Annotated in this window: 15 protein-coding genes and 1 pseudogene; 13 read left to right on the top strand and 3 right to left on the bottom strand. The window is 61.0% G+C overall.

Features of this window, described 5'->3' with window-relative positions; translation table 11 throughout:
- Positions 1-22: 22 nt before the first annotated feature.
- The 4 genes from BFP93_RS09255 (at position 23) to BFP93_RS09235 (ending at position 7372) form a co-directional block, all read left to right on the top strand.
- Complete coding sequence (locus tag BFP93_RS09255) at positions 23-934, top strand: SDR family oxidoreductase (protein WP_065885069.1); 912 nt, start codon at positions 23-25, stop codon at positions 932-934.
- Between the two features lie 483 nt (positions 935-1417).
- Positions 1418-3199, top strand: a complete 1782-nt coding sequence (locus tag BFP93_RS09245) for a DUF1302 domain-containing protein (RefSeq protein ID WP_065892848.1) — start codon at positions 1418-1420, stop codon at positions 3197-3199.
- A gap of 27 nt (positions 3200-3226) precedes the next feature.
- The gene (locus tag BFP93_RS09240) at positions 3227-4585 is read left to right on the top strand and encodes a DUF1329 domain-containing protein (RefSeq protein ID WP_065892847.1); all 1359 of its coding nucleotides are present in this window, start codon (positions 3227-3229) and stop codon (positions 4583-4585) included.
- A 285-nt stretch (positions 4586-4870) separates the two neighbouring features.
- The gene (locus tag BFP93_RS09235; RefSeq protein WP_065892846.1) at positions 4871-7372 is read left to right on the top strand and encodes a LuxR C-terminal-related transcriptional regulator; all 2502 of its coding nucleotides are present in this window, start codon (positions 4871-4873) and stop codon (positions 7370-7372) included.
- Here BFP93_RS09235 and BFP93_RS09230 read toward each other — a convergent pair.
- Entirely contained in the window at positions 7369-8244 is an 876-nt protein-coding gene (locus BFP93_RS09230; RefSeq protein WP_065892845.1) for a helix-turn-helix domain-containing protein, read from the bottom strand. The genes BFP93_RS09235 and BFP93_RS09230 overlap by 4 nt on opposite strands.
- Before the next feature lie 136 nt (positions 8245-8380).
- On the opposite strand from BFP93_RS09230, the gene BFP93_RS09225 reads away from it, so the two are divergent.
- Positions 8381-9283 carry a DMT family transporter gene (locus BFP93_RS09225; protein WP_065892844.1) on the top strand — a complete coding sequence of 301 codons (903 nt, stop codon included), beginning with the start codon at positions 8381-8383 and terminating at the stop codon, positions 9281-9283.
- Between the two features lie 539 nt (positions 9284-9822).
- Here the strand turns inward: BFP93_RS09225 and norR are convergent.
- Positions 9823-11367, bottom strand: coding sequence for a nitric oxide reductase transcriptional regulator NorR (gene norR, locus BFP93_RS09220; RefSeq protein ID WP_065892843.1), 1545 nt, complete (start codon positions 11365-11367; stop codon positions 9823-9825).
- Positions 11368-11514: 147 nt separating this feature from the next.
- Between norR and hmpA the strand changes: the two genes are divergently transcribed.
- Both hmpA and BFP93_RS09210 read left to right on the top strand, forming a co-directional pair.
- Positions 11515-12696, top strand: a complete 1182-nt coding sequence (gene hmpA, locus BFP93_RS09215) for an NO-inducible flavohemoprotein (RefSeq protein WP_065892842.1) — start codon at positions 11515-11517, stop codon at positions 12694-12696.
- Between the two features lie 220 nt (positions 12697-12916).
- Positions 12917-13423 (top strand): disulfide bond formation protein B, encoded by a 507-nt coding sequence (locus BFP93_RS09210; RefSeq protein ID WP_065892841.1) that lies wholly within the window; start codon positions 12917-12919, stop codon positions 13421-13423.
- 473 nt (positions 13424-13896) lie between these two features.
- Here BFP93_RS09210 and BFP93_RS29650 read toward each other — a convergent pair.
- Positions 13897-14188 (bottom strand): annotated as a pseudogene (locus tag BFP93_RS29650) (hypothetical protein).
- Between the two features lie 27 nt (positions 14189-14215).
- Between BFP93_RS29650 and cyoA the strand changes: the two are divergent.
- From cyoA to queC, 6 genes are all read left to right on the top strand, one after another.
- On the top strand, positions 14216-15157 hold the full coding sequence (gene cyoA, locus BFP93_RS09205) for a ubiquinol oxidase subunit II (RefSeq protein WP_065885078.1): 942 nt from the start codon (positions 14216-14218) through the stop codon (positions 15155-15157).
- Between the two features lie 3 nt (positions 15158-15160).
- Positions 15161-17179, top strand: a complete 2019-nt coding sequence (gene cyoB / locus BFP93_RS09200) for a cytochrome o ubiquinol oxidase subunit I (RefSeq protein WP_065892840.1) — start codon at positions 15161-15163, stop codon at positions 17177-17179.
- Positions 17180-17182: 3 nt separating this feature from the next.
- Complete coding sequence (locus BFP93_RS09195) at positions 17183-17809, top strand: cytochrome o ubiquinol oxidase subunit III (protein ID WP_003194052.1); 627 nt, start codon at positions 17183-17185, stop codon at positions 17807-17809.
- The gene (gene cyoD / locus BFP93_RS09190) at positions 17809-18144 is read left to right on the top strand and encodes a cytochrome o ubiquinol oxidase subunit IV (protein ID WP_003194051.1); all 336 of its coding nucleotides are present in this window, start codon (positions 17809-17811) and stop codon (positions 18142-18144) included. The genes BFP93_RS09195 and cyoD overlap by 1 nt, the downstream gene beginning before the upstream one ends.
- Positions 18145-18155: 11 nt before the next feature.
- Entirely contained in the window at positions 18156-19043 is an 888-nt protein-coding gene (cyoE, locus tag BFP93_RS09185; RefSeq protein WP_003176002.1) for a heme o synthase, read from the top strand.
- Between the two features lie 122 nt (positions 19044-19165).
- Positions 19166-19864, top strand: coding sequence for a 7-cyano-7-deazaguanine synthase QueC (gene queC / locus BFP93_RS09180; protein ID WP_065892839.1), 699 nt, complete (start codon positions 19166-19168; stop codon positions 19862-19864).
- Positions 19865-20042: the final 178 nt, after the last annotated feature.

The following is a 20042-nucleotide window of genomic DNA, read 5'->3' as shown; positions in this document are numbered from 1 at the left end:
ATTGTCGCCACAGGAGTTGGGTATGAATCAGTCAGTGCAGTTGCAGGATAAGGTCGTGATCGTCACCGGTGCCGGCGGCGGATTGGGCCGGGCCCATGCGCTGCTGTTCGCCCGCCACGGCGCCAAGGTGCTGGTCAATGATCTCGGTGGTTCGACCCAGGGCGAAGGCGCCAATGCCTCGGCCGCCGACCGCGTGGTGGCTGAAATCCGCGAAGCCGGCGGCACTGCCCAAGCCAACCATGATTCCGTCACCGACGGCGACAAAATCGTGCAGAACGCGTTGGACGCGTTCGGCCGTATCGATGTGGTGGTGAACAACGCCGGCATCCTGCGTGACAAGACCTTCCACAAAATGGACGACAGCGATTGGGACCTGGTTTACCGGGTGCATGTCGAAGGCGCCTACAAAGTCACGCGCGCCGCCTGGCCGCATCTGCGCGAGCAGGGCTATGGCCGGGTGATCTTCACCGCGTCCACCTCGGGCATTTACGGCAACTTCGGCCAGTCCAACTACGGCATGGCCAAGCTCGGCCTGTATGGCTTGACCCGAACCCTGGCGCTGGAAGGGCGCAAGCACAACATCCTGGTCAACGCGATTGCCCCCACCGGCGGCACGCGCATGACCGAAGGGCTGATCCCGCCGCAGGTGTTCGAGCGCCTCAAGCCGGAACTGGTCAGCCCGTTGGTGGTGTACCTGGGCAGCGAAGCCTGCCAGGAAACCTCGGGCCTGTTCGAGGTCGGCGGCGGCTGGATCGGCAAGACCCGTTGGGAGCGCAGCCTGGGCGTGGGTTTCGATCCCGAAGCGGGCTTTTCGCCGGATGACGTGGCGGCACACTGGCAGCAAATCTGCGACTTCGAAGGGGCTGCGCACCCCAGCGACAATATCGAGGCGTTGAAAGAGATGATGGCCAACTTGCAGAAGTTCAGCCTCTGATCGTTGCCATAAAATCAGTGAATCCCACGGGGCGCCGACGGCGCCCCGTTTTTATTCCAGGCATAAAAAAGGCCGCTGCACAGGCAGCGGCCGAAGTAAGACGTTGGATCAAGGAGCGATAAATCAACGTCAGTGAACACGGGTAACAGATTGAAAAGAGTGACAATCCGTTGGATTCAAGCTTTTCTCCCCAACTCGGGAGCGGGCCGTTTGCCCTGAAAGCGAGGTAAGAATAATCGGTTGTAACAGAATGAGTAATAGCAGTTCAGGACAAGGACTGTTACCAAAACGGCAACAATTAAGCGCTCGCCATCGATTCCTCTGATAAGCCCCCATCCATCCAATCCATGACCCGCGCCGAAACCCCTGCCGGCGCGGCTCGTCATCCTTTCGAGCGACAACACGAATACCTCCTTGGTGCGCTTATCGCTCTTCATGGGCGGCAGTAGGGTGGGGCCTTCTGTCACTCACCTGGGAAGACGCATGACAAAAACAACAATGCGCGCCATCTTCACGCTACAGGCGCTGGCCGCTGCGGTTGCCGTGGGCTGCTGTGCCCAGGCACAGGCTGTTTCGTTCAACATTGGCGAGATCGAAGGGCAATTCGATTCCTCGCTGTCGGTCGGTGCGAGCTGGGGCATGCGCGATGCCGACCGAAGCCTGGTCGGCACCGTCAATGGCGGCACGGGCCAGGCGTCCACCGGGGATGACGGGCGTCTGAACTTCAAGAAGGGCGAAACCTTCTCCAAAATCTTCAAGGGCCTGCACGACCTTGAACTCAAATACGGCGACACCGGTGTGTTCGTGCGCGGCAAGTACTGGTACGACTTCGAGCTCAAGGACGAAGACCGCGAGTTCAAGCCGATCAGCGACCACAACCGCAAGGAAGGCGCCAAATCCAGCGGCGCGCAGATCCTCGACGCGTTCGTCTACCACAACTACTCCCTGGGCGACCTGCCCGGCACCGTGCGCGCCGGCAAGCAGGTGGTCAGTTGGGGCGAAAGTACCTTCATCGGCAACTCCATCAACAGCATCAACCCGATCGACGTGTCGGCGTTCCGTCGTCCAGGCGCCGAGATCAAGGAAGGCTTGATCCCGGTGAACATGCTGTTTGCCTCCCAGAGCCTGACCAATCAGCTGACCGTGGAAGGTTTCTACCAACTGGAATGGGACCAGACTGTGCTGGACAACTGCGGCACCTTCTTCGGCGGCGACGTCGCGGCGGATGGCTGCACCGGTAACTACACGGTGGGCAGCCCCGGGATTGCACCGCTGCAACCCATCGCGGCGGCACGCGGCCAAGGTTTTGTGGTGACCCGCGAAGGCGTCGTGGTGCAGCGCGCCGCAGACCGGGATGCGCGCGACTCCGGCCAGTTCGGCGCGGCCTTGCGCTGGCTGGGTGACGACACCGAATACGGCCTGTACTTCATGAACTACCACAGCCGCACCCCGACCGTGGGCACGATTACCGCCAATACCAACCTTGCGACCATCGGCGCCATTGGTGCCGCCGCGCCGCCGGGCCTGGGCGGGGCGCTGGCCCAGAGCACCATGCTCGGCCGTGGCCAGTACTACCTGGATTACCCGGAAGATATCCGTTTGTTCGGCGCCAGCTTCTCCACCACCTTGCCCACCGGCACGGCGTGGACCGGCGAAATCAGCTATCGACCCAATGCGCCCGTGCAACTCAACACCACCGACCTGACCCTGGCGCTGGTCAACCCGATTGCCGGCAATACCGCGTCACCCATCCGCAGTTCGTTTGGCGCCGACAACAAAGGCTACCGCCGCAAGGAAATCACCCAGATCCAAAGCACCATGACCCAGTTCTTCGACCAGGTGCTGGGCGCCGAGCGCCTGACCCTGGTGGGCGAAGCGGCCGTGGTGCATGTCGCCGGCCTGGAAGATAAAACCAGACTGCGCTATGGCCGCGACTCGGTGTACGGCGCCTATGGGTTCCAGGGTGACACCGACGGTTTCGTCACCTCCACCTCCTGGGGCTACCGCGCACGGGCAATCCTTGACTACAACAACGCGATTGCCGGGGTGAACCTCAAGCCCAATCTGTCCTGGTCCCATGACGTCGCCGGCTACGGCCCCAACGGGATTTTCAACAAAGGCGCCAAGGCCATCAGCGTCGGCGTGGACGCGGACTACCGCAGCACCTACACCGCCAGCCTCAGTTACACCGACTTCTTTGGCGGCGACTACAACACCCTGACCGACCGCGACTTCCTCGCCCTCAGCTTCGGCGTGAACTTCTGATTTGGCTTAAAAGAAGGACAAGAACTTATGCGTAAGACAATTGCAGTGCTGGCCCTGAGTCTATTGGCCGCCCACGTGATGGCAGCGGTATCGCCGGAAGAGGCCGCCAAGCTTGGCACCACACTTACCCCGGTCGGCGCCGAAAAAGCCGGCAACGCCGATGGCTCGATCCCGGCCTGGACCGGCGGCATCCCGAAAAACGCCGGCGCGTTGGACAGCAAGGGCTTTCTCGCCGACCCGTTCGCCGCTGAAAAGCCGCTGTTTGTGATCACCGCCGCCACCGTCGACAAGTACAAGGACAAGCTTTCAGACGGCCAGGTGGCGATGTTCAAGCGCTACCCCGAGACCTACAAGATCCCGGTGTACCCGAGCCACCGTACGGTCAACCTGCCGGCCGATGTCTACGAGTCGATCAAGCGCAGCGCCCTCAACGTCAAGGCGATCAACGACGGCAACGGTCTGGAAAATTTCACCGGTAACCGTTACTACGCGTTCCCGATCCCGAAAAATGGCGTAGAGGTGCTGTGGAACCACATCACCCGCTACCACGGCGGCAACCTGCGCCGCATCATCACCCAGGCCACGCCCCAGACCAACGGCAGCTACACGCCGATCCGCTTCGAAGAAGAAGTCGCGGTGCCCCAGGCCATCCCCGATATCGACCCGGCCAAGGCGGCCAACGTGCTGAGTTATTTCAAGCAATCGGTCACCGCGCCGGCGCGGCTGGCCGGCAATGTGCTGCTGGTGCACGAAACCCTCGACCAGGTGAAGGAGCCGCGCCTGGCCTGGATCTACAACGCCGGCCAGCGCCGTGTGCGGCGCGCGCCGCAGGTGTCGTATGACGGGCCGGGCACCGCCTCCGACGGCCTGCGCACCACGGATAACTTCGACATGTTCTCCGGCGCGCCCGACCGCTATGACTGGAAACTGGTGGGCAAGAAGGAGCTGTACATCCCTTACAACAGCTACAAGCTCGACTCGCCCACCCTCAAGTACGACGACATCATCAAGGCCGGGCATATCAACCAGGACCTGACTCGCTATGAGCTGCATCGCGTCTGGGAAGTGGTCGGCACTGTCAAGCCGAGCGAGCGGCACATCTACGCCAAGCGCCACATGTACATCGACGAAGACAGCTGGCAGGTCGCCCTGGTGGACCACTACGACGGTCGCGGCCAACTGTGGCGCGTCGCCGAAGGCCATGCGCAGTTCTATTACGACCACCAGGTGCCGGCCTACACCGTGGAAACCCTCTACGACCTGATTGCCGGACGCTACCTCGCACTGGGCATGAAGAACGAGGAGAAGAGCAGCTTCGTGTTCGGCTTCGCGGCCAAGGCGGCGGATTACACCCCGGCGGCGCTCAGGTCCGAAGGCGTGCGCTGATCCTCGACTCAAATGCAATCAATCTGTGGGGGGAGCAAGCCCTAATTAAGCGCAGATCCCCTGTGGGAGGGGCGGTGCGACGATTCGACTTGCCCCCGATAGCGGTGGGTCAACCAACATCAATGTTTGCTGGGCCGACGTCTTCGGGGGCAAGCCCCCTCCCACATTGGTCTGCATACACATCGGGTTTTATGCATGGTCCTTAATCACCCCGCTGAATACTTCTTCAACAACCGCCCACCACAGGACTAGGGTTGCATCACAATAAAAAAGCAGGATGCAGCAATGACCGCCCTGACACGCTGCCTGGACCGTCCTGGATTCATGCCTCGGCTGTCCGCCCACCATGTGCTGCGCCCGCGCCTGGCCGCAGCGTTGCTCGCGGCGCCGGCGCGTGTGAAGTTGTTGTGTGCGCCGGCTGGCAGTGGCAAGAGTGCGCTGCTCGCCGAATGTGCACTGCAGGCGCCGCCCGGCTGCCAGGTGTACTGGTTGGCACTCAATGGTGGCGTGGCGTGCCCTGCTGATTTTTCCCGGCGCCTGGCCCACAGCCTTGGGTTGCCCTACACCGATGAAACCACGTTATTGCTGGATCTGGGGCGCTGGCAACCCACGGCGTGGGTGTGCCTGGATGATTTCTGCCGCCTGCCGGCGCCCGAGCTGGACGCCTTGCTGGACCGGTTGCTTGCCGCCAGCAGCCCGGCGCTGACCTGGTGGCTGGGCGCGCGACGCCGGCCATCGTGCAATTGGCCGCGGCTGCTGCTCGATGACGAATTGCTGGAGTGCGGCAGCGCTGAACTGGCCTTCAATGCTACGGAAATCCAGGCATTGCTCGGGCCTGGGCAGACTGTCGAGAGTGTCATGCAATTCAGCGCAGGCTGGTGTGCCGGCGCGCGCATCGCGTTACTCAATGACGGCCATGCCGATAAAACCTTGCTCGATTATCTGCAACACGAAGTGTTCAACAGCTTGCCGGCGGAGTTGGCCGAAGCCTGGCGGGTGCTCGCCAACCTGCCGCGCTTCAATGCGGGCCTGTGTGAACATCTGTTCGGCTTTGGTGACGGTGCTCAGTACCTGCGCGAGCTGCAAGCGCTCGGTGCGTTTATCCAGCCCTGGGAAGGCAGCACCGATGGGCTGCAGATATTTGCCCCCCTGGCGCGCCTGCTGCGCGAAGAGCCCTGGCCGGCCAAGCGCGCCTGGCACCGGCGCGCCTGCCAGTGGTTCAGTGCCGAGCAGGACTGGCAGGCCGCCTTCGAGCAGGCGCTGCTGGCGCAGGAATACGAGGCGGCGGTGAGCCTGTTGCAGCACTTCAGTTTCGAAGACTTGTTTCGCGGGCAAAATGCCGTGCTGCTGTTGCGCCTGCATGAGCAGCATGGTGATGAATTGATGCTCGGCTCGGCGCAATTGGTCGGCCTGGTCACGGCGGCACTGCTGTTTGCCGGGCGCTTCGAGCAGGCGGCGCTGTGCATCGACCAGTTGGCTCGATTTGCGCCGCGACCCACGGCGACGGCGCAGCGCCATCTGGTGGCGCGCTGGCAGGCGCAGGCCGGCTGGCTGCTGCACCTGAGCGGCGATGCCGAGGGTTCCCGCGCGCATTTTCTGGAGGCGCTGCAAGCCCTGCCCGAGAGTGCCTGGACATCGCGCCTGATGTGCCTGTCGGGCCTGACCCAGCAAGCCCTGCTGCGCGGTGAGCTGGATGTCGCCCAGACCTTCAATCGCGAAGCGCTGTGCCTGGCCCGCGCCCACGGTTCGCTGGTGTTGGAGGCCTTGCTGGAGCTGGATCACGCCCAGTTGCTGGAACAGCGCGGCGCGCCTTACCGGGCGCAAAGCCTGCTGGAAAGCGTGCAGGCGATGCTGGCCGAGCAGCGCTTGCAGGCGGGGCCACTGATGGGGCGTATCGCCCTGCGACGCGGGCATCTGGCGTTGCGTCAAGGGCAGGATGCCCTGGCGGGTGAGTGTTTCGAAACCGGTATGAACATCTGCCTGCACAGCCAGGACAAGCGGGTGCTCTACGGGTTTCTCGGGCTGGCGCTGCTGGCGGCCAATCGCGGTGATTACGCCCAGGCGTTTATCCAGCTGCGCGATGCCGAGCGGCTGATGCAGCAGCGCCACGTTCCTGTGCTGGTGTACCGCGCGGTACTGTTGTTGGTCAGCGGGCACTTCTGGTTGCAGCAGGGGCGCGCGGAATTGACGGTGGAAGCCGTGCGCCGCGTGTTACGCCACTTTCATGGACCCTGCGCCAAGCAGGCACCGCCGGCCACACTGGAATTGATCCCGCGCCTTGAGTACCTGCTGGTGCTGGCGGAGGTCAGGCTGGGCTGCGCCGAACAGCCGCTCGAGCGTCTCGGCGCCTTGCTCGACAGCACCCGGCAACGCGGCATGCTGTGCCTGGAAACCGAGCTGCAGTTGGTGCTGGGCGAGGTGGCCTGGCGCCTGGGAGAGCCGACCCGGGCGCGACTGGCGCTGCAAGCCGGCCTGGCATTGGCGGCGCGTTGCCAGGTGCAGCAGGCGGTGCGCGAGTTGCGTCTACGTGCACCGGGCTTATTGAGTGAGTTGGGGCTCGAACCGCAAGCGTCGCCCGTCGGCGTCACGCAAAACCCGCTGAGCCAGCGCGAACTGGAAGTGTTGCAGTTGATCGCCCTGGGCAACTCCAATCTGCAAATTGCCGACCGCCTGTATATCTCCCTGCACACGGTCAAGACCCATGCGCGGCGTATCCACAGCAAACTCGGGGTGGAGCGACGCACGCAGGCGGTGGCCAAGGCCAAGACGCTGGGCTTGATGGGCTAGGCGCGAAAGGCCTGGCGATAGTCCCCGGGCGCCGCCCCCATGGCTTGGCGAAAGCGCTGGTTGAAATGACTGGCGCTGGAGAAACCGCACATCAAGGCGATCTCCCCCACGGCCAGGGCGCTGCCGCGCAGCAGGCTCTTCGCACGGGCCAGCCGGCGCGCCAGCAAATACTGGTGGGGCGGCAGGCCGAAGCTTTGGCGGAACATGCGCGCGAAGTGGTACTCCGACAGCGCGCACAGGCCCGCCAGTTGGCCGAGGCTGATGGCGTCCTGCAGGTGCTGGTCGATGTACTCCACCAACCGCCGCCGCTGGTGCGCGGCCAGCCCACCTTTTACCCGCAGCCCGTCACGGGCGCCGACCTGGCTGAGCAGGGTGTGACTGAGCATTTCGTGGGCCAGGCTGCTGGTCAGCAGGCGCTCGCCGGGCTCGTGCCAGTTGAGGGCAATCAACTGGTGAAAGCATCCGGACAGGCGGGCGTCTTCGAGGAAGGTGCCTTCGCGCAATTGCAGCTCACGGGGTTCGCGGTCGAGCAGGGTGACGCAGCCGAGGGCAAATTGTTCGGGGCTGAAATACACATGGGCCAGGCGAATCTGGCCATTGATCACCCACGCCGATTGATGCTCGGCCGGCAGGATGCACAGTTTGTCCGGACCGCCCTTGACGCCCGGCTGGTCACGGCGAAAAGTGCCGGTGCCGCCGCCGATGTAGCACGACAATGTGTGATGGCTGGGCGCCTGGTAATCCTGGGAATCGTGGTGGTTGCTCCACAATGCTGCGGACAAACCGTCACCGAGCTCGGCGCAGGCTTGCAGGCGTGCGTTGGGCGAGCGGTTAAGGGCTTGAAAGACTTGCAGGGATTCCAGTGCTGGCATGCTGTGTTCTCCGACGTTTCGCATCCTACCGCGCCGTCATGGCGCTGTGAGCCCCGCTTCCTACAAAAGCGCAAGAATGTGCAAGAGAACCGCACGCGGTAAAAGCGACACTGTGGCTCACTTATCGGAGCCCGCTATGAACCTTTCCCTGTATCTACTCACGGTGCTGATCTGGGGCACCACCTGGATCGCCCTCAAATGGCAGTTGGGCGTGGTGGCGATTCCCGTGTCGATCGTTTATCGCTTCGGCCTGGCGGCGCTGGTGCTGTTCGTCCTGTTGCTGCTCAGCCGCCGGCTGCAGGTGATGAACCGGCGCGGGCACTTGATTTGCCTGGCGCAGGGCCTGTGCCTGTTTTGCGTCAACTTCATGTGTTTTCTCACCGCCAGCCAGTGGATCCCCAGCGGGCTGGTGGCGGTGGTGTTTTCCACGGCGACTTTGTGGAACGCGCTGAATGCCCGGGTGTTTTTCGGTCAGCGGGTTGCACGCAACGTGTTGATGGGCGGCGCGCTTGGGTTGCTGGGACTGGGCTTTTTGTTCTGGCCGGAGGTGGCCGGGCATACCGCCAGCCCGCAGACCTTGCTCGGCCTGGGCTTGGCCTTGCTGGGCACGATGTGTTTTTCGGCGGGCAATATGCTCTCCAGCTTGCAGCAGAAAGCCGGGCTCAAGCCGTTGACCACCAATGCCTGGGGCATGGCCTATGGTGCGGCGATGCTGGCGGCCTATTGCGCAGTGCGTGGTATTCCGTTCGAGATGGACTGGAGTGCGCGGTATATCGGCGCGCTGTGGTACCTGGTGATCCCTGGTTCGGTAATTGGCTTTACCGCCTACCTGACGCTGGTGGGGCGCATGGGGCCGGAGCGGGCGGCCTATTGCACCGTGTTGTTCCCGGTGGTGGCGCTGAATGTATCGGCATTTGCCGAGGGCTATCAGTGGACTGCCCCGGCGCTGGCGGGGTTGGTGCTGGTGATGCTGGGCAATGTGCTGGTGTTTCGCAAACCCAAGCCGGTGACCCCGATTTTGCATGCGAAACAGGTCTAATGTGGGAGGAGGCAAGCCCCCGTAGCCATAGGTATCTACACAATTTTGGTGCGACACCGCACCTGTGGCGAGGGAGCTAACGCGTATCTACCTGACGCTTCGAGGTCCAAATGTGGGAGAGGGCTTGCCCTCGATGGCGGCCTCTGGGCCGACCAGGATGTTGGATTGGACCGAGTACATATCCGTTTCTGCGGTCACGGCTGCTATGGGTTCCGCTTTTACAGCGGCTCACTTTTGAAAAGCGCAAAAGTAAGCAAAACGCTCTTGCCCCACCACTCGGCACCTCGCTCAGGCTCGGTGTGCCCGAACGCAGGCTTGAATCCGTGGGCCGCCGCAATGTGCCATCCATGGCCCAGTGCGGCTAACCCGGCGTCCTGCCGGGTTACCCACGGATTCAAGCCTGCGTTCGGCCAGCGTGGTTTAACGGGGCGCCTGAGATCAAGATCAAAAGCAGATCAAGATCAAGAGCGACTCGCTTCGCATCGTGGTTACGGTTGGGCGCTACAGAGTTGGGTAGCAAGCCCCTCCCACATTTCGGGTTATTTCAGGCCCAGCCGCCTGGCCATGCGGCCGAGGTTGGCACGGTCCAGGCCCAGTTCGCGGGCGGCGGCGGCCCAGTTGTGTTGATGGCGTTCCAGGCAGGCGCTGATGACCTGGCGCTGGAAGTGTTCGGTGGCCTGGCGCAGGTCGCCAGTGACGTCGGGGGCGCTGGCGAGCGGTGCGTCGAGGGTCGCTGCGCTGACATCCGGCAGGTCCAGGTCTGAAGCGCTCAGGCTGAGAATTTTCGGCCGCTCGCGGCAGTGGCCCAGGGCTTTGAGCGCGCTGCGTCCGATCAAGTGCTCCAGCTCGCGCACATTGCCCGGCCAGTCGTAGGCCAGCAGCGCCGCCTGGGCATCACTGGTCAGGCGCAGGCTGCCCAGGCCCATACGTGAGCGGTTCTGCTCCAGAAAGAACCCGGCCAGCAACAGTACGTCGCGCCCGCGTTCACGCAGCGCAGGCACTTTCAGTGGGTAGACGCTCAGGCGGTGGTAGAAGTCGGCGCGGTAGCGGCCATTGCGGACTTCTTCCGCCAGGTCACGATTGGTGGCGGCAATCAGGCGCACATTCACCTGATGCTCCTTGTCCGAACCCAGGCGCTGCAACTGGCCGCTTTGCAGCACCCGCAGCAGCTTGGCCTGCACCGTCAGCGACAGCTCGCCCACTTCATCCAGGAACAGCGTGCCGCCATTGGCCAGTTCGAATTTGCCCCGGCGTTCATTCAGCGCACCGGTGAAGGCGCCGCGCACATGGCCGAACAGCTCGCTTTCCACCAGGGTCTCGGGCAGCGCGGCGCAGTTGAGGCTGATCAGGGGTTTGTCGGCACGCGCCGACGCGGCGTGGATCGCCTGGGCGACCAGCTCCTTGCCGACCCCGGTCTCACCGGTGATCAGCACGGTCAGGTCACTGCCGCCCACCAGTTTGATTTCCTCCACCAGGTGTTTGTGCGCCTTGCTCTGGCCGATCATTTCCTTGTGCTGCTGGCCGCTGGCCTGACGGTAGATCTCGGCACGCTGGTGCTCGTCTTCGGCGCGCAACGCCAGGCGTTCAATGCGCTCGGCGACGTTGACGGTGGCGGCGGCAAGGCTGGCAAAGGCTTGCAGGGCGTCGAGTTCGACCCGTTCAAAGCGCTCGGTGTCGAGGGCATCCAGGGTCAGCAGGCCCCAGGGCCGGTCGTCGATAAACAGCGGGCAGCCCATGCAGTCGTGGACTTCCAGGTGCCCATGCAGGCCGTCCACCAGGCCGTCGTAAGGGTCGGGCAACGGGCTGTCGCTGTCGAAGCGGGTAGGGCCGGGGCTGCTCAGCAACACCTCGAAACGCGGGTGCTCGCTGACTTTGAAACGTCGGCCCAGGGTATCGGCGCTCAAGCCATCCACGGCCAGCGGCACCAGCCACTCGCCATCCAGGCGCAGCAACGCGGCGGCGTCACATGGCAGCAGGGCGCGCATGGCTTGCAGCAGGCGTCGATAACGCTCGCCTTCGGGCAGTTCCCGTGTCAGATCGGCAACCAGCGGCAGCAGGGCGGTGAGCAGCGGCTTTGCAGTCATAATGACTCCTTGTAGTCCTTATGACTATAAATTGTAGGAGGTCATACTGACTACATAATATTTAACTATATGAAAAATAACGGTTTATTAATTGGCATGATTACTGACTACCCAAGGGTAATGACTGAAAAGACCCAGGAGTCTCCCATGCTGAGTGCCCAAGACCGTGCCATCGTCAAATCCACCGTGCCCCTGCTGGAAAGTGGCGGCGAAGCGCTGATTACCCACTTCTACCGCATGATGCTCTGCGAATACCCGGAAGTTCGCCCACTGTTCAACCAGGCCCACCAGGCCAGCGGCGACCAGCCCCGCGCCCTGGCCAATGGCGTGTTGATGTACGCGCGGCATATCGACCAGTTGGACCAACTCGGCGACCTGGTCGCCAGGATCATCAACAAGCACGTGGCCTTGCAGATCCTGCCGGAGCACTACCCGATCGTCGGTGCGTGCCTGCTGCGGGCTATTTCCGAGGTGCTGGGCAGCGAGATAGCCACCCCTGAAGTAATGAGCGCCTGGGGCGCGGCGTATGGCCAGTTGGCGGACATCCTGATCGGCGCCGAAGCGGCTATCTACGACGAGAAAGCCCAGGCGCCCGGTGGCTGGCGCGGTGCGCGGCCGTTCGTGCTGGTCAAGCGTGTGCAGGAGAGCGCCGAGATCATCTCGTTCTACTTTGCCCCGGTGGACAACGGCCCGATCCTCAACGCTGCCCCCGGCCAATACATCGGCATGAAGCTGGTGCTCGATGGCGAGGAAGTGCGTCGCAACTATTCCCTGTCGGCCTTAAGCGATGCCGGGGTGTACCGCATCAGCGTCAAGCGCGAAGCCGGCGGGCGGGTGTCCAATTACCTGCATGATCAACTGCAGGTCGGCGCAACTGTTGACCTGTTCCCCCCTGCAGGCGAGTTCACCCTGGCCGCCAGCGACAAGCCGCTGGTGCTGATCAGCGGCGGGGTGGGCATTACGCCAACCCTGCCGATGCTCGAAGCGGCCCTGGCCACCCAGCGCCCGGTGCACTTTATCCACTGCGCGCGTAACGGCGGCGTGCATGCGTTCCGTGACTGGGTGGATACGCTGGCGGCGAGGCACCCGCAGCTCAAGCGTTTCTATTGCTATGCCGAGGACGACGGCGTGAGCCCGGCGGCGGACACGGTCGGCCTGCTGAGCCAGGAGCAACTGGCGGCGTGGCTGCCCGAGCAGCGCGATATTGATGCGTACTTCCTGGGGCCCAAGGGTTTCATGGCGGCGATCAAGCGGCATCTGAAGGCGTTGGGCGTACCGCACAAGCAGGTGCGCTATGAGTTCTTCGGCCCCGCTGCGGCGCTGGAATAATCCCTCAGCAGCCATGCTGTTCAATGTGGGAGGGGGCTTGCCCCCGATAGAGGTGGGTCAGTCAGCTTGTCTTTGGCTGACACATCGCATCGGGGGCAAGCCCCCTCCCACATTGGTTCGCCATTTTTCCTGATTAATCCGGCGTTAACCCTTCTCTGTTTTAACCACTGCCTGTGTGTAAACTTGTTGCCATCAGGCAAACAGACAAAGGAAACCGGAGATGAGTGACGAAATGCGTTTGGGCAGGGAGCGGCGCTTTCTGGTGTTGCTGGGCATCATCTGCCTGGCGCTGATCGGCGGCGCGCTGTACATGCAAGTGGTGTTGGGCGAGGCGCCGTGCCCACTGTGCATCCTGCAACGCTATGCCTTGCTGCTGATCGCGTTCTTTGCGTTCATCGGGGCCGCGATGCGTACCAAAGGGGCCGTCACGTTCTTTGAGGGCCTGGTGGTGCTCAGCGCCGTGGGCGGTGTGGCGGCTGCCGGTCACCATGTGTACACCCAGTTCTTCCCTCAGGTCAGTTGCGGCATCGATGTGCTGCAGCCGATCGTCGATGACCTGCCCCTGGCCAAAGTGTTTCCCCTGGGCTTTCAGGTCGACGGCTTCTGCAGCACGCCCTATCCGCCGATCCTTGGCCTGTCCCTGGCGCAATGGGCATTGGTGGCGTTCGTGCTGACCGTGATCCTGGTGCCCCTGTGCATCTACCGTAATCGTCACCCCAACGCCTGAGCCCGCGCCACCAAACGCCCCGATCTGCTTGAGCGCAGGCCGGGGCGTTTTTGTTCGCGGGGATTTGTGAAAGTGCTGTGACGAGCGGCAACAAAAGCGTCGCGCAGCATGCGACATGTTGTCACACGGAGGCCGTCGCAGGAGCTGCGCAACGAGCAGAATCGAGCTTTGGATTTGCATCCGGTGCGCAAACTGTGCTGTCAGTTCGTGGTTTGAAAGGCAGCGCGAAACGCTCACGGGTTCAGCAGGGGCAGGGTGATTAAATGCCTGGTTTTATGGGGACTTTACACCCTTTGCCATGCCCTTACAGGTTGTAAGGGGAGTGGCAATCTGCCCAATAGCCCGGCAGTTTTTGTGGTTTTTGTTGAGAATTGAACGCGATAACATCGCGAACCGTTGCAGGAATGGTGAAGGATTATTGCTGTAATCGATAAAAATTATTTCTGTATCAGACATGGTTTATACATCGCTAGCTAACTACAATCGCCCGCACTGAATGTCCGGTGCTGTTCAATATTTGAGCATTGGAGCGGTCGAGGAGCAGATGGAAGGCTCTGTGCGATCCCAGGTTCCGGCAGCCTTTCAACTATTCCGCACCAAATGGAATTGGTCTGTAACAAGGCCTTTAGCCACGAAATCGAATAAGAACTCACCGCAGGTCCGTGAAACGTACAGCTATGACGTAGCGGGCTGGCTCTTATTCAATCGAAGAGAAATGCCAACCCTTGGCAGGGTGAAGTGTTGGCGATCAAAACCCAACTGCATTGCGCAAGCTGCTTTAGAGGTCGTGAGATGAGTAAAAACAGGTACCCCCGATTACTAGGCTTTTTGCCGCTGCTTGGCATGATGTTAATGCTGGGAGGCTGCAAGTGGACCTTGCTCGACCCAAAAGGACAGGTCGGTCTGGATGAACGAAACCTGATCATCACCGCCACCCTGCTGATGCTGCTGGTCGTGGTCCCTGTGATTATCATGACCTTCGCCTTCGCCTGGAAATACCGCGCGTCCAACACCAGCGCCACCTACGCGCCGAAGTGGTCGCACTCCACCAAGATCGAAATCGCGGTGTGGCTGGTCCCGATCCTCATCATCATTGCCCTGGGTTATGTGACCTACAAGTCCACCCACGCACTGGACCCGTACCGTCCGCTGGAATCTGACGTCAAGCCGATCAACATCGAAGTGGTCGCGCTGGACTGGAAGTGGCTGTTCATCTACCCGGACCTGGGTATCGCCACTGTGAACCAGATCCGGTTCCCGGAACACACTCCGCTGAACTTCAAGATCACCTCCGACGCCGTGATGAACTCGTTCTTCATCCCAGCCCTGGGCGGCCAGATCTACGCGATGGCAGGCATGCAGACCAAGCTGCACCTGATCGCCAACCAGAAAGCTGAAATGGAAGGCATCTCCGCCAACTACAGCGGCGCTGGCTTCACCGGCATGAAATTCAAAGCGATCTCGACGAGCCAGGAAGAATTTGACGCCTGGGTAGCCGAAGTCAAGGCCGCACCTAAACAGCTTGATCAAGCTGAATACGACGCCCTGACCAAACCAAGCCAGAACAACCCTGTCGCGCTGTACTCCGCGTTTGAACCGAACCTGTTTCAGAAAATCGTCGACAAGTACGAAGGTATGAAGCCAGGCAAGCCGGTCAAGCACGAGAAGAAAGAAGTGGCCGTGGTTGAAGGTTCTGACACAGGCGCGCATTCAACTGCTGGGGCAGAGGAGTAAACGATGTTTGGTAAATTAAGTTGGGACGCGGTCCCATTCCACGAGCCGATCGTGATGGTGACCATCGCCATGATCGCGCTGGGTGGTCTGGCACTGTTTGCGGGTATCACGTACTTCAAGAAGTGGACCTACCTGTGGACCGAGTGGCTGACCTCCGTCGACCACAAGAAAATCGGCGTCATGTACGTCATCGTGGCCATGGTCATGCTGCTGCGTGGTTTTGCCGACGCCATCATGATGCGTACCCAGTTGGCCATGGCCACCGAGGGTTCGCCTGGCTACCTGCCACCTGAACACTATGACCAGATCTTCACCGCCCACGGTGTGATCATGATCATCTTCATGGCGATGCCTTTCTTCACCGGCCTGATGAACCTTGCCTTGCCGCTGCAGATCGGTGCGCGTGACGTTGCCTATCCGTTCCTGAACTCCCTGAGCTTCTGGCTGCTGGTGTCCGGCGTGGTGCTGATCAACGTGTCCCTGGGCGTCGGCGAATTCGCCAAGACCGGTTGGGTTGCGTATCCGCCATTGTCGGGGCTGCAATACAGTCCGGGCGTGGGTGTGGACTACTACATCTGGGCACTGCAGTTATCAGGACTCGGGACGACATTGACGGGGGTCAACTTCCTGGCCACCGTCCTGAAGATGCGCGCCCCTGGCATGAAACTGATGGACATGCCGATCTTCACCTGGACCTGCACCTGGGCAAACGTGCTGATCGTGGCTTCGTTCCCGATCCTGGCCGCTACCATGGCGCTGCTGTCGCTTGACCGTTACCTGGATTTCCACATTTTCACCAATGAACTTGGTGGCAATCCAATGATGTACGTGAACCTGTTCTGGGCATGGGGTCACCCTGAGGTGTACATCCTGATCCTGCCGGCGTTCGGTATCTTCTCCGAAGTGATCTCGACCTTTACCGGCAAGCGCCTGTTCGGTCACCACTCGATGGTCTACGCATCGGGCGCCATTTCGGTACTGGGCTTCATGGTGTGGCTGCACCACTTCTTCACCATGGGTTCGGGGGCCAGCGTCAACGCCTTCTTCGGCCTGGCGACGATGCTGATTTCCATCCCGACGGGGGTGAAGCTATTCAACTGGCTGTTCACCATCTACCACGGTCGTCTGCGCATGACCAGCCAGGTCCTGTGGACCCTGGGCTTCATGGTGACCTTCGCCATCGGCGGCATGACCGGCGTACTGCTGGCCATCCCGGGTGCTGACTTCGTCCTGCACAACAGCCTGTTCGTGATCGCTCACTTCCACAACGTGATCATCGGCGGCGCGGTATTCGGCTACATCGCAGGTTTCAGCTTCTACTTCCCGAAAGCGTTCGGCTTCAAGCTGCACGAAGGCTGGGGCAAGGCTGCATTCTGGTTCTGGATCTCGGGCTTCTTCGTCGCGTTCATGCCGCTCTATGCACTGGGCTTCATGGGCATGACCCGTCGTCTGAACGCCACTACCAACCCTGAGTGGGTGCCGTACCTGTACGTCGCCATGTTCGGTGCAATCATGATCGCCGTGGGCATCGCCTGCCAGTTGATCCAGCTGTACGTCAGCGTGCGTGACCGCAAGCAGAACATGTGCGAATCCGGCGACCCATGGAATGGCCACACCCTGGAATGGTCGACCTCGTCGCCACCGCCGTTCTACAACTTCGCCGTGATCCCTACCGCGAACACCATCGATGCGTTCACCGAAGCCAAGGAAGACGGTACTGCGTACCAGCAACCCAAGCACTATGAGCCGATCCACATGCCAAACAACACCGCCACTGGCGTGGTGATGGGTGCGCTGTTGACCGTGTTCGGTTTCGCGATGATCTGGCACATCTGGTGGCTGGCAATCGTGGGCCTGGTAGGCACCATCGGTTACTTCATCATTCACGCTGCCCGTGATGATCAAGGCTACATGGTGCCGGTCGAGACGATCGAACGCATCGAAGCCGAGCAGCACGCTCGCCTGGTAGCCGAGAAGAAAATCCCGGCCAACCGTGTAGAAACCTCGTTGGAACAGGCTTAAACCATGTCGAACTTAGTGACCAATGCTGGACACGCCCATGTCGATGACCATGGGCACGATGACCATCACCACGACTCGGGGCCAATAACCGTCTACGGTTTCTGGCTCTACCTGATGACCGACTGCATCTTGTTTGCGTCGATCTTCGCGGTGTACGCGGTACTGGTAAACAACGTAGCGGGTGGCCCGTCGGGCCACGACATTTTCGAACTGCCTTACGTGCTCGGCGAAACCGCCTTGCTGTTGTTCAGTTCGATCACCTACGGCTTCGCCATGTTGGCCTTCTACAAGGGCAACAAGAAAGGCGTACTGAGCTGGCTGGGCCTGACCTTCCTGTTCGGCCTGGGCTTCATCGGCATGGAGATCAACGAGTTCCACCTGCTGATCTCCGAAGGCTACGGCCCGCACCGTTCCGGTTTCCTGTCGGCGTTCTTCACGCTGGTCGGCACCCACGGTCTGCACGTATCCGCCGGCCTGCTGTGGATGGCGGTGATGATGTATCAGGTCAATAAGCACGGCCTGACCAACACCAACAAGACCCGCCTGAGCTGCCTGAGCCTGTTCTGGCACTTCCTGGACGTGGTCTGGATCTGCGTATTCACCGTCGTTTACTTGATGGGGACTCTGTAATGGCTAATGCACACTCCCATGACAGCCACGATTCAAGCCACGGCAGCGTAAAGTCTTACGCTATCGGCTTCATCCTGTCGGTCATCCTGACCCTGATCCCGTTCGGCCTGGTGATGTACCCAACCCTGCCGAAGTCGATCACCTTGATGATCGTCCTGGCGTTCGCGGTAATTCAGGTCCTGGTTCACCTGGTGTACTTCCTGCACCTGGATCGTTCCAAAGAGCAGCGCGAGAACGTGATTGCGTTCGTGTTTGCAGGCCTGGTGATCGTTCTGCTGGTTGGTCTGTCGCTGTGGATCATGTTCAGCATCCACACCTACATGATGGCGAAGTGAGGTAAGACCCGATGTCGCTTAAGCACTTTATCCAAATCACCAAACCGGGGATCATTTTCGGTAACGTGCTTTCTGTGGCGGGCGGTTTCTTCCTGGCCTCCAAGGGACATGTCGATCTGGCCATCTTCCTGGCGGCGATGATCGGCACCTCCCTGGTGGTAGCTTCCGGATGCGTGTTCAACAACTGCATCGACCGTGATATCGACATCAAGATGGAGCGCACCAAGAATCGCGTGCTGGTCCAGGGCCTTATCTCCCTGAAACTGGCACTGATCTTCGCGACCGTCCTGGGTGTTGCGGGCGTGGTGTTGTTGTACAAGGTGGCCAACCCGCTGGCGGCGCTGTTTGCCGTGATCGGCTTTGTCATCTACGTCGGCCTCTACAGCCTCTACCTCAAGCGCAAGTCGGTACACGGCACGCTGGTGGGGAGTCTGTCGGGGGCGATGCCGCCGGTGATTGGTTATGTGGCTGTAACCAATAGCTTCGACATGGCCGCGCTGGTGCTGCTGGTGATGTTCAGCCTGTGGCAGATGCCGCATTCCTACGCCATCGCGATTTTCCGCTTCAATGACTACCTGGCTGCGTCGATTCCGGTTCTGCCGGTCAAACGTGGCATCCAGGTGGCCAAGAAACACATCCTGCTCTACATCCTGGCCTTCCTCGTGGCGACCTTGATGTTGACCTTCAGTGGCTATGCCGGCATGAGCTACCTCGCCGTCGCCGCGGCCATGGGCATGTACTGGTTGTACATGGCCTGGACCGGCTACAAGGCGGTGGATGACACCGTCTGGGCGCGCAAGCTGTTCGTGTTCTCGATCTTCACCATCACCGCGCTCAGCGTGATGATGTCCCTGGATTTCCAGGTACCGAAAGAGCTGTTGCTGACCTACGCACACTGAGTGTTCTGAGCAGTAAAGGCCCCGCCTTCGCAAGAAGCGCGGGGTTTTTTATGGTATGCCCTTTATGATCGCGAGCAAGCTCGCTCCTATACCCAAATTCTTCGAATGCAGGAAGCAAAGCAATGAGTAAAAAAGCCGTTATGGTCTTCAGTGGCGGGCAGGACTCGACCACCTGCCTGATCCAGGCATTGAAGCAGTATGACGAAGTGCACTGCATCACCTTCGATTATGGCCAGCGCCATGTGGCGGAGATCGAGGTGGCCCGCACGTTGGCCAAGCAGTTGGGCGCCACCGTGCACAAGGTGATGGATGTGTCCCTGCTCAATGAGCTGGCGATCAGCAGCCTCACCCGTGACAACATCCCCGTGCCCACCGTGAACAGTTCAGGCGAAAGCCTGCCGAGCACCTTCGTGCCGGGACGTAACATCCTGTTCCTGACCCTGGCCGCGATCTACGCCTATCAAGTCAAGGCCGAGACGGTGATCACCGGCGTGTGCGAAACCGACTTCTCGGGTTACCCGGATTGCCGCGACGAGTTCGTGAAAGCGCTGAACCAGGCCCTCAAGCTGGGCATGGAATACGACGTACGCCTCGATACCCCGCTGATGTGGCTGAACAAGGCCGAGACCTGGGCCCTGGCCGATTACCACGGGCAACTTGAGCTGGTCCGCGAGCAGACGCTGACCTGCTACAACGGCGTGATTGGCACAGGCTGCGGCAACTGCGATGCGTGCAACCTGCGCGCCCGGGGCTTGAATGAGTATCTGCAGAATAAAGCGGATGTGATGCAGAGCCTCAAGCATAAGTTGCAGCTGAAGTAACTCGATCAAGAGCCAGGTGAGGTCCAAATGTGGGAGGGGGCTTGCCCCCGATGAGCATAGGTATCTACACAGCTCTGTAGCGCTCAACCGTAACCACGATGCGAAGCGAGTCGCTCTTGATCTGCTTTTGATCCTAGGCGCCCCGTTAAACCACGCTGGCCGAACGCAGGCTTGAATC

Origin of the sequence: Pseudomonas sp. 44 R 15, from assembly GCF_900004965.1 — a bacterium.
GTDB classification, from domain to species: Bacteria; Pseudomonadota; Gammaproteobacteria; order Pseudomonadales; family Pseudomonadaceae; genus Aquipseudomonas; species Aquipseudomonas orientalis_A.
Note: the sequence above shows the minus strand (reverse complement) of the source record. Positions and strands in the feature narration are given on the sequence as shown.

Coding starts and splice junctions, on each gene's coding strand:
- BFP93_RS09255 (WP_065885069.1), top strand. CDS start 23: ATGAATCAGTCAGTGCAGTTGCAGGATAAGGTCGTGATCGTCACCGGT.
- BFP93_RS09245 (WP_065892848.1), top strand. CDS start 1,418: ATGACAAAAACAACAATGCGCGCCATCTTCACGCTACAGGCGCTGGCC.
- BFP93_RS09240 (WP_065892847.1), top strand. CDS start 3,227: ATGCGTAAGACAATTGCAGTGCTGGCCCTGAGTCTATTGGCCGCCCAC.
- BFP93_RS09235 (WP_065892846.1), top strand. CDS start 4,871: ATGACCGCCCTGACACGCTGCCTGGACCGTCCTGGATTCATGCCTCGG.
- BFP93_RS09230 (WP_065892845.1), bottom strand. CDS start 8,244: ATGCCAGCACTGGAATCCCTGCAAGTCTTTCAAGCCCTTAACCGCTCG.
- BFP93_RS09225 (WP_065892844.1), top strand. CDS start 8,381: ATGAACCTTTCCCTGTATCTACTCACGGTGCTGATCTGGGGCACCACC.
- norR (WP_065892843.1), bottom strand. CDS start 11,367: ATGACTGCAAAGCCGCTGCTCACCGCCCTGCTGCCGCTGGTTGCCGAT.
- hmpA (WP_065892842.1), top strand. CDS start 11,515: ATGCTGAGTGCCCAAGACCGTGCCATCGTCAAATCCACCGTGCCCCTG.
- BFP93_RS09210 (WP_065892841.1), top strand. CDS start 12,917: ATGAGTGACGAAATGCGTTTGGGCAGGGAGCGGCGCTTTCTGGTGTTG.
- cyoA (WP_065885078.1), top strand. CDS start 14,216: ATGAGTAAAAACAGGTACCCCCGATTACTAGGCTTTTTGCCGCTGCTT.
- cyoB (WP_065892840.1), top strand. CDS start 15,161: ATGTTTGGTAAATTAAGTTGGGACGCGGTCCCATTCCACGAGCCGATC.
- BFP93_RS09195 (WP_003194052.1), top strand. CDS start 17,183: ATGTCGAACTTAGTGACCAATGCTGGACACGCCCATGTCGATGACCAT.
- cyoD (WP_003194051.1), top strand. CDS start 17,809: ATGGCTAATGCACACTCCCATGACAGCCACGATTCAAGCCACGGCAGC.
- cyoE (WP_003176002.1), top strand. CDS start 18,156: ATGTCGCTTAAGCACTTTATCCAAATCACCAAACCGGGGATCATTTTC.
- queC (WP_065892839.1), top strand. CDS start 19,166: ATGAGTAAAAAAGCCGTTATGGTCTTCAGTGGCGGGCAGGACTCGACC.